This window comes from Seonamhaeicola sp., from assembly GCF_028281565.1.
GTDB lineage: Bacteria > Bacteroidota > Bacteroidia > Flavobacteriales > Flavobacteriaceae > Seonamhaeicola.
On the sequence record NZ_JANQJQ010000036.1, the window covers coordinates 29,986 to 40,230 of the forward strand.

A 10,245-nucleotide genomic window follows, 5' to 3' on the forward strand; every position below is an offset into this window, starting at 1 on the left:
TCTTTATGTATTAATTATTTATTAACTAACACAAGGCAAATTTATGAAAATTAAATTACTTAAAGGATGCTCGTTTGTTCGTAAACGACTCCCATTATTAATGATGAAAGCATTTATTTTTTTCTTTTGTACGGCGGCATTTAGTTTTAGCACTAGTGAATCGTTTGCGCAGAAAAAAATACAAATTGAAAACACCTCTGAAATTACCGTTTATGAAGTGTTTAAGATTATTAAAAAACAAACAGATTATCGTTTTCTTTACCCAAGAAAGCTTTTTAAAGATTTTCCTAAAGTAAAATTAGAAAAAGGAGAAATTACCTTAGATGAATTACTTGAAAAGAGCTTTAGGAATGGAAATGTTAGTTTCAAACTAATAGGTTCAAATAATATTATAGTAAAGAAAAAAGAACGAATACTTGTAGATAAACCACAACAATTTCAGGTTTCAGGTGTCGTTACTGATCAAAACAACCAGCCCTTACCAGGAGCTAATATAATTGAGAAGGGAACTACCAACGGTTCACAAACTGATTTTGATGGTAAATTTACATTGTCAGTTTCCAATGAAAATGCCGTAATAGTAGTATCCTATATAGGCTTTTTAACAAAGGAAGTTGAAGTTGATGGTCAATCAAATATTAATATTGCTTTGGTTGAGGACGCGGCGAAACTGGATGAGGTAGTAGTAGTAGGTTATGGAACACAGAAAAAAAGTGACTTGACCGGTGCTGTTTCTTCCGTTAAAGGTTCAGATTTGGCCTTGAACACCCCTGTTGATGCAGCAAATGCCTTACAAGGTAGAATGACAGGTGTTAGAGTTGAAGCTGATGGTTCAGCCCCAGGCGCTGAACCTATTATAACCATTAGAGGATCGGGTACTCTATCTGATGTTGGACCTCTTTATGTTATAGATGGAATGTTGACTTCTTCCATGAGTTTTCTTAACCCACAAGATATTGAGAGTGTAACAGTTTTAAAGGACGCATCAGCTTTGGCGATTTATGGTTCTAGAGCTGCAAATGGTGTTGTAATTGTAACCACTAAAAAGGGGAAATCCGGAGCGATTAGGGTCAATATTGATTCGTATGCTGGTTTTCAAGAGGTTATAAGCACTATAGATTATGCCAATGCGGCACAATATGCCAATATCAGAAATATTGCTAATGATAATGATGGTGAGGCTCGATCTCCTGCCAATGATTCAGCTTTTGACCCAAATGTGGATAGTGATATGCAAGCAGAACAATTGAGAACGGCCTTTGTCCAGGCACATAGTGTTAGTCTATCTGGCGGAGGTGATAACTTAACTTTTAATTTATCCGGCGGTGTAGTTGATCAAGAAGGGATTGTCAAAAATTCGAGTTTTACCAGACATAATTTTAGAATTAATTCCGCCTTTAAGAAGAATAAATTCAAAATTGATCAGTCCTTGTCCTTAAGTAAAACGGATGAGGAGCTTAATAACCAGTTTGGGGTCGAATGGGGACATTTACCGACACTTCCTATTTATGACGAAAATGGCGGTTTTTCTAATATAACGGATGCTTCTATTATTACAGGTGTCGGCACAATAGCAAATGAATTGGCGTTGGCCTCTTTAATTGAAGACACAAGAAAAAGGGAGCAAGTATTGGCTAATTTGGCGCCAAGCTATGAGATTATACCAGGGTTGGTATATAAATTAAACTTGGGGATGGAATATAATGTGGAAAACAGATTTACGTTTAGGCCAACATATGAACTAAACAATACTTCTCCTGGGACAAATGAGGTAGCAGATCTTTCAGAAACCAGTACGATAAGTAAAAATTACCTTGTAGAAAATACACTGAATTATAAATTCAATGTAGGAAAGCATAATTTTGATATTCTGGGAGGAGCAACCTATCAGAAAATAGATACAAGGATTCTTTCAATTCAGGCCTCTGGTTTTCCTTCTAATTCCATTAGGGTAGCGGGGGCAGCTGAAAATCTTTTAAGTTCTCCATCCTATCAGGAAATTGTTGGGTATGAATCGTATTTAGGGAGATTAAACTATAATTACGGGGACAAATACTTTCTAACTGCTTCGGTTAGAAGAGATGGTTCTTCAAGGTTTAGTAGCGAAAATCAATGGGGAACGTTTCCGTCATTGGCATTTGCCTGGAACGTAACTAACGAAGGTTTTATGAAGGAAGTTTCTTTTATCAACAATTTAAAGTTACGCGGAGGTTATGGTAAAATTGGTTCAGATAACATTGGGGCATACGATACACAAAGTGTGTTGAATATAGCTTCAGAAACTGTTATTGGTGAGACAAGGGTGCCAGGTACTTCCCTTTCTAATGGAAGTAATACTGAATTAATATGGGAAACAACGGAAACCAAGAACTTTGGTGCTGATTTAGGGTTCTTAAATAATAGAATAAATTTTAGTGTAGATTATTTTATAAAAGATTCCAATGATGTTTTGGCTAGTCTTAATGTTTCCAATAGTACCGGATTTAGCAATGCTGTGCCTTTTAATGCAGTTAGTATTCAGAATAAAGGTTTTGAATTTATGTTAAATTATAAGAAATATGCTAAAGATTTTAGTTTTAGTGCAACAGGTACACTTTCTACGCTAAAAAATGAGGTTGTTTCTTTAGGAGAAGGTATTACGCCAATTGCAGGTGGAGAATTTACAAATAATTCAATTTTTGGAACGCTTACACAGGCAGGCAGTGAAATTGGCTCTTATTTTGGTCACCAAGTAGTTGGGATTTATCAAACAGATGCAGAAGCTTTAGCGGATGGAAGAACGGATGCTCAAGCCGGGGATTTTATATTTAGAGATGTTGACGGCAATGGTGTAATTGATAATGATGATAGAGTTGTTTTAGGAAGTTATATTCCCGATTTCGAATATGGTCTTCAATTAGATTTTACATATAAAAACTTTGACCTTAATTTATTTTTCAATGGAGTACAAGGTAATGAGATTTTAAATGGTAAAAAGTTCCAAGGGCAAATTCATTATTTTGGTAATTATTTTGCTAATGCGGCTGAAGTTGCTTGGTCTCCTTCCAATCCAAATGCTACGGCACCAAGGCTTACAATCAATGATTTGGCCAATAACAGAAGAATGTCGAGTTTTTACGTTGAAGACGGCTCATATTTTCGTCTTAAAAATTTAAATATTGGTTATACCTTCCCTGATGATTTGATGTCAAAAATTGGAATTAATAGGTTACGCCTTTATGCTTCAATGGAAAATGTTTTTACTATAACTAATTACAGTGGTTACTACCCTGAAGTTGGTAGAAGTTTTAGAAGAGAACCGAGACTTTTTAATTCAGGAGTAGACGAAAGAGCTTACCCTGCGGCCAGAACTTTTAGACTCGGAGTTCAAATAGGATTGTAGTTTTTATACAATCTTTTCAATTACAGTTATATTAATTAATAATTAAAAATATTTTGAAATGATTAAATCGATTAAATACTATGTCGTTGGAGCTTGCCTGTTATTAACAAGCCTCTCTTGCGACCCTGATTTACTAAATCAAACAAACCCAAATGCTTTAACACCTTCAGAGTTTTGGCAAACCGAAGATGATGCCATAAAAGGTTTAATGGGGGCTTATAGTCCTTTGAGTATTGCTACATATTATGGTAGAGCGCGAATATGGCTTACCGATTATCGGGATGATATTGTTAACCCTTTTAATCCTTCTGTAAGAACCGCTCCAGCAAGGTTTGTTGGAGAATCGACAACTGATACACAGCGGTGGGTATATCCTCAAGTAATGAATGTTGTTGCGAGGTCTAATGATGTAATAAACTTTGTTCCTGGTATTGATATGGACGCTTCTTTAAAAGAAACCATTATTGGAGAAGCACACTTTTTGAGGGCATTGGCTTATTTTGATTTGGTTATGATTTGGCGCAACGTTCCAATTTTAAGAGAAAGAGTAACGGTAGCTGATCAAAGGAACCAAGTCCAGGCCGATCCTAGTGATGTTTGGGATTTTATAATTGAAGATTTTAAAATTGCACAGTCAAAACTGCCAACTACTTGGGATTCGTCTAATGCGGGTAGGGCTACTTCAGGAGCAGCTACAGGATATTTAGGTAAGGCGTATCTATTTACAGAACAATATAGCCTTGCAATAGCAGAATTTAACAAATTGTCCGCAAATTATGATTTAGTGGCAAATTATGCCGATAATTTTAGTGCATTTACTGAATTCAATGAAGAGTCAATATTTGAATTGTCATACATTAACGATGGCAATGGTGGATGGGGAGGTGACCAATTAAATAGAGGTAGAGCCTTAGCGGATGAACCGGATATTGCTCCGCCAGGTTACACCAGTCAAAATACGATGAGAATAAATGATTGGGTCCTGCCATTATTTTTAAAAGAACAAACAAATGGGGGAGATATTGACCCTCGAACATTTACAACTCTGTTTTGGAACCATCCTAATTCCACAATATATGGAGGAGTTAAGTATGAAGATGCCTTTCCTGGTGATACGAGGGTTTTTGGTAGAAAATGGTTAAATATCGAAGGAGGTGTATCAAATGCCCAATTTTTCAGAAATCCTATAAATAGGAGATTAATGAGATATTCGGATGTTCTTTTAATGCTCGCTGAAGCTGAAAATGAACTGAATGGACCTACAAGTATAGCGTATGATGCTATAAATAAGGTTCGCCAAAGAGTTGATATGCCTGATATAACTGCAGGGCTTACCCAAAGTGAGATGCGTGATAGAATTAGAGATGAGCGTGTTTTGGAACTAGCTCTTGAAGAAGTGCGTTGGTTTGATTTAATTCGTTGGGGACTCGTGAAAGAACGCGTTGTAGATTTACGTGATGCTAATGGATTGGATATGAAGAGCGGTTGTGGCGGAGTAGGTGCCTATGTAGAAGGTAGAGAATATATGGATATACCTCAAGTGGAAATTGATAATGCTGGTTTCCCGAATAATCCCGGATATTAATCAAAAGTGTGTGTAAAAAATTGAGTTAGTTTAGTTTGAAGTTGAAATGAAGAGGGCTGCGATAGTTAAAGTACAAGTTAAGTTATCGTAGCCCGTCATTTCTAAAAATTAAGATTTACCTAACTTCTTTTTTTATTGATAATTCTGAAATTGTTGTATCTACCTGTAATGCGTCCAAAGGATGACATTAATTATTTCATGTTTTTTAATAAAATATTAGACTTAAGATGAGATTTTTTCAATTCGTGGTGAAAATCATCCTAGTGACTTTATTGTTTTATTCTTGTGGGGGTTCCTCAAAAAAAAACAAAGATATTGTTGGACTGAAATTGATTGATCCGAAGTATTCAGGAGTAAATTTTAAGAATCAAATAACTGAGAGTGATTCCCTTAATTATTACAATTTCCCCTATATTTTTATGGGAGGAGGAGTTAGTATTGGAGATATAAATAATGACGGATTAAGTGATATTTTCTTCAGTGGGAATATGTCAAGCAATAAGTTATATCTAAATCGTGGAAATATGCAGTTTCAGGATATAACGGAAACCGCGGGTATTGTTGGTGGTAATCAATGGTATACTGGAACTACAATGGCTGATGTTAATAATGATGGATGGCTAGACATTTATGTTTGTGTTTCCTCAAAATATAAACCCAGTTCTAATCAATTGTTTATTAACAATCAGGACAATACATTTACAGAAAGAGCTGAAGAATATGGATTAGATGATTCCAGTTCATCAATTCAAGCGACTTTTTTTGATTACGATAATGATGGTTTACTGGATGTTTTTGTTGTTAATTATCCGTTGCTACCTATTAGCATGGGTAACGAGTTTTATCACCGGAAAGTAACTGAGAATGAGTATTCTGAATCAGCTCATTTATTTAGAAATAATGGCAATGGCACATTTTCAGATGTTACCGAACAGGCAAATGTTAAGAATTTTGGGTTGACCCTAGGGGTTATAGCGTCTGATTTAAATAATGATGGATGGAAAGATCTTTATGTCTCAAATGATTTTAATGTTCCGGATTACTTATACTTAAATAATGCTGATGGTACTTTCAAGGAAATTATAAAAGAGGCAACCAACCAAACGTCGCAATTTGGAATGGGAGTGGACGCATCTGATTTTAACAACGATGGCTTTCTGGATATTCTTCAAATGGACATGACATCGGACAGTCATTTTAGATCAAAGACCAATATGGCCAGTATGAGCCAACATGCATTTGAACAAGCAGTTGATTTGGGGTTTCATTACCAATACATGCATAATATGCTTCAATTTAATAACGGGGTGTTTGATACCAAACCGGTTTTTAGTAATGTTTCAAGACTTGCAGGTGTTGCTGCGACCGATTGGAGTTGGGCAGGATTATTCTGTGATTTGAATAATGATGGATTCGAAGATATTTACATCACCAATGGAATTAAAAGGGATGTAAATAACAATGACGCAAACGAGAAATTGAAATCTCAAAGTTTTTTTGGAAAGGTTCTTAAGTATAATCCCGAAATATTTCCGTCTTCACCATTAGAGAATTCTCTTTTTATCAATAATGGAGACTTGACTTTTAGATATGGCAACGAAGATTGGAGATTAGAAAATAAAGGGTTTTCGAACGGCGCCGCCTATGCGGATTTAGATAATGATGGCGATTTAGATTTGGTTGTTAACAATATTGATGAAGAAGCATATTTAATAGAAAATAAATGTTCAGATAGGGCTACTGGAAACAATAATTATTTAAAGATTAAATTAATTGGTTCAAAATCTAACCCTTTTGGAATTGGAAGTAAGGTTGTATTATCAAACGGAAACAGTTTACAGGTTAAAGAGCTAACCTTATCTAGAGGCTTTCAATCCAGTGTAGAACCGTTGCTTCATTATGGTTTAGGTAAAAAGGATACTGTAGATGAGTTAAAAATAACTTGGCCCGATGGCAGCAGTCAGGTTTTAAATTCTGTCAAGGGAAATCGGACATTTACACTGGATTATAAAAATGCAAGTAAAAGTAAAGTACTCAATAAAAGAAAGGTAAATGAGTTTCCCGTCTTTACAGATATTACCAATCAATTAAATATTGATTTTTTACACAAGGAGGATTTCTATGATGATTTCAGAATAGAACCCTTGTTGCCCCATAAAAACTCCCAGATTGGACCAGGATTGGCTGTAGGAGATGTTAATGGAGATGGTCTAGAGGATTTTTTTATTGGCAATGCATCGGGGTATAAAGCAGCTATGTATTATCAAAATAAGGAAGGTCACTTCAAAGAGGTTGATGGACCGTGGTTAAATGATTACCAATTTGAGGATACGGGAGTATTGTTAGAGGATTTTGACAATGATAATGATTTGGATTTATACATTGTAAGTGGTGGTAACAATGGCCAACTGGAAGGACAGTATTATGAAGATCGTTTATATGTTAACAATAATGGTGTCTTTACAAAGTGCGAAGATTGTTTGCCTAAAATACAAATCAGTGGTAAGACTGTAATTGCTGGAGATATAGATAAGGATGGAGATTTAGACTTATTTGTTGGAGGGCGTATTGTTCCTGGAAAATACCCCAGTACCCCACCAAGCTATGTATTGAAAAACGAAGGTGGCTTAAATGATAGATTGAACTTCACGAATGTTACCGAAAATTTAAATCCGGAGCTTACTGAATTAGGTATGGTTACTGACGCTAGATGGTGTGATTTTGATGCAGATAATGATTTGGATTTAGTTGTTGTTGGTGAATGGATGGGAGTAACACTTTTCGAAAACACTTCCTCTGGGTTTAATAATGTATCCCATAAGTATGGTTTGTCTGATACTGCTGGGTGGTGGAGAAGTATTGAAAAAATGGATGTGGATAATGACGGGGATATGGATTTTGTAATTGGTAATTACGGACTCAATAGTAAATACAAAACCAGTTTAGAGGAACCTTTTGAGATTTATAGTAATGATTTTGATGAAAACAACAGCTTGGATATCGTATTAAGTAAAACAAAAAAGGGAAAGAGGCTACCTGTAAGAGGTAGGGAATGTTCATCTCAACAAATCCCGGCAATTGCCAAAAGATTTGAGACATACAATGAATTTGCTCTCGCCAGTTTAGAGGATGTTTACGGGGAGTCCATGTTGTCCAAATCAATGCATTTTAAGTTAGATACTTTTGAACATATATGGTTGGAGAATACAGGAACAAAATTTAATATTCATAGGCTTCCCAACAGAGCTCAAAGTTTTGCTATAAACGCTTGCGAGGTTATTGATTATAAAGAAGATGGAACCCCTCATATAATAATTGCAGGAAATTTATTTGATACCGAGGTGGAAACACCAAGAAATGATGCAGGTATTGGGTTGCTGCTTTCGCCTAATGCTAATTCAAAAAAACTAGATGTTATTGCTCCATCAGAAAGTCGGTTAATGATAAAAGATGAGGTGAAGGTTATTAAAAAAATAAATTTAGCGAATGGAGAAACAGGGGTTCTATTTGCAAGAAATAATAGTACCCTGAAATTATTTAAACTAAAAAATGAATAGAAAAAATAAAATATTGGCAAAGTTTGGATTCTTAATTCTAACTGCTTTATTGGGATTTTTCAGTAACGCTCAGAAAGATTCCATTAATTCATTACCTACACAGTTAAAACCTTGGACTGAAGGTTATTTAGATATACATCATATTAACACAGGAAGAGGAGACGCTACTTTTATGTTGTTACCGGATGGAACCACAATGATGTTTGACGTGGGGGCTCTTGAGGGAGGTTGGGCTGAGGAATGTCGACCTGCAAATAGAATGCAGGTGACTCCTGTCTACCCGAATAATTCTAAAAGACCAGGTCAGTGGATTGCAAATTACATAAAACAGGTAGTTCCTGCGGATTTTAGTAATGAAATTGATTATGCGGTAATATCTCATTTTCATGGTGATCATTATGGGATGATTCATGATAAAAGTGTGTGGTCAGCGACTGAGGCATACCGACTTTCAGGAATTACAGATTTATACGATGAAATACCGATAGTGCAGATTATTGACCGCGGCTATCCAAATTATGATTTCCCTAAAGACTTAAGAAGTCATAATAATAAAGAGTTGAATTTTGTGAACTATTTAAGGTTTTTGGAATATCACGTTGAGAATAACAATTTAAAAGTTGATTCCCTAAATGTTGGAGATTCTAGGCAAATCTCTTTACTCTCAAACCCCGATGAATATGATTTTATGGTGATGCCGATAAAATCGAATGGCACAATTAAAGATAGTCTTACAAACAAACCCTATCAGTATATGTCAAAGGAAGACATCGTAAATGAAGAGGGGAAATTTGGTGAAAACCCAATGAGCATTGCCTTAAAGATATCGTACGGAGACTTTGATTATTACACCGGAGGTGATAACACAGGTGTTAATACTAAACAAACTACCAATGGAATGGATTGGTGGTTTGACGTAGAGACCCCAATGGCTAATGCGGTTGGGCAGGTTGAGGTGGCCGTGATGGATCATCATGGTGTAAGGGATGCTATGAATCAATATTTTGTGGATACTCTGGCTCCTCAGGTGTTTGTTCAGCAGTCCATTACTTCGGATCATCCAGGGCAAGAGACTTTTTTTAGAATGTACGGCTTAGAGCCAACACCGGATTTTTTTGCAACCAACATCCATAATGCTACTATGGCAACATACGGAGGGGCATTTAGAAGAGGCTATAAAATCAGGCAAGGCCATATTTTGATTAGAGTTTTACCAGGGGGTATGGAATATTACGTCTTGGAACTTGACCATTTAAATCCAAAACTGGAAGTCAAAAATATATTTGGGCCTTATAAAACTTTCTGATTTGGTTATTACCTATTACCAATTAAAATAAATTAAGATGAAATTAAAAAAAACATACAGAAAAGCGTTTTTTTTATACGTTATAGCTGTTGCGCTTTTCGCATGTGAAAAAAATAAAAAGTCTGATATTGGTTTAAATCGGGCGATATCAGAGAAAAAGGAATATCAACCCACCTGGGAATCTCTGGGCAATTATGAGGTTCCTGAATGGTACAAAGACGCGAAGCTAGGTATTTTTATCCACTGGGGCCCCTATGCGGTGCCGGCTCACGATTCGGAATGGTACCCGCGACGGATGTACAGGGAAACCTCAGGGGTATTCGATTACCACAAGGAGAACTGGGGGAGTCAGGAGGAATTCGGATATAAGGATTTCATCCCCATGTTCAGGGCCGAGAACTTCGATGCGACGGAG

At 36.0% G+C, this 10,245-nt stretch carries 5 protein-coding genes; all 5 read left to right on the top strand.

Features of this window, described 5'->3' with window-relative positions; all coding sequences use genetic code 11:
• The first annotated feature begins 43 nt into the window (after positions 1 to 43).
• Positions 44 to 3,382 carry a TonB-dependent receptor gene (locus tag Q0983_RS15335; protein WP_299555304.1) on the top strand — a complete coding sequence of 1,113 codons (3,339 nt, stop codon included), beginning with the start codon at positions 44 to 46 and terminating at the stop codon, positions 3,380 to 3,382.
• Positions 3,383 to 3,440: 58 nt separating this feature from the next.
• Positions 3,441 to 4,967 carry a RagB/SusD family nutrient uptake outer membrane protein gene (locus tag Q0983_RS15340; protein WP_299555307.1) on the top strand — a complete coding sequence of 509 codons (1,527 nt, stop codon included), beginning with the start codon at positions 3,441 to 3,443 and terminating at the stop codon, positions 4,965 to 4,967.
• A gap of 263 nt (positions 4,968 to 5,230) precedes the next feature.
• Complete coding sequence (locus Q0983_RS15345; RefSeq protein WP_299555310.1) at positions 5,231 to 8,524, top strand: VCBS repeat-containing protein; 3,294 nt, start codon at positions 5,231 to 5,233, stop codon at positions 8,522 to 8,524.
• Entirely contained in the window at positions 8,517 to 9,830 is a 1,314-nt protein-coding gene (locus Q0983_RS15350; protein WP_299555313.1) for a hypothetical protein, read from the top strand. The genes Q0983_RS15345 and Q0983_RS15350 overlap by 8 nt, the downstream gene beginning before the upstream one ends.
• 37 nt (positions 9,831 to 9,867) lie before the next feature.
• Positions 9,868 to 10,245 (top strand): alpha-L-fucosidase (locus Q0983_RS15355; RefSeq protein ID WP_299555316.1); only part of this gene is annotated, 378 nt, incomplete at its 3' end.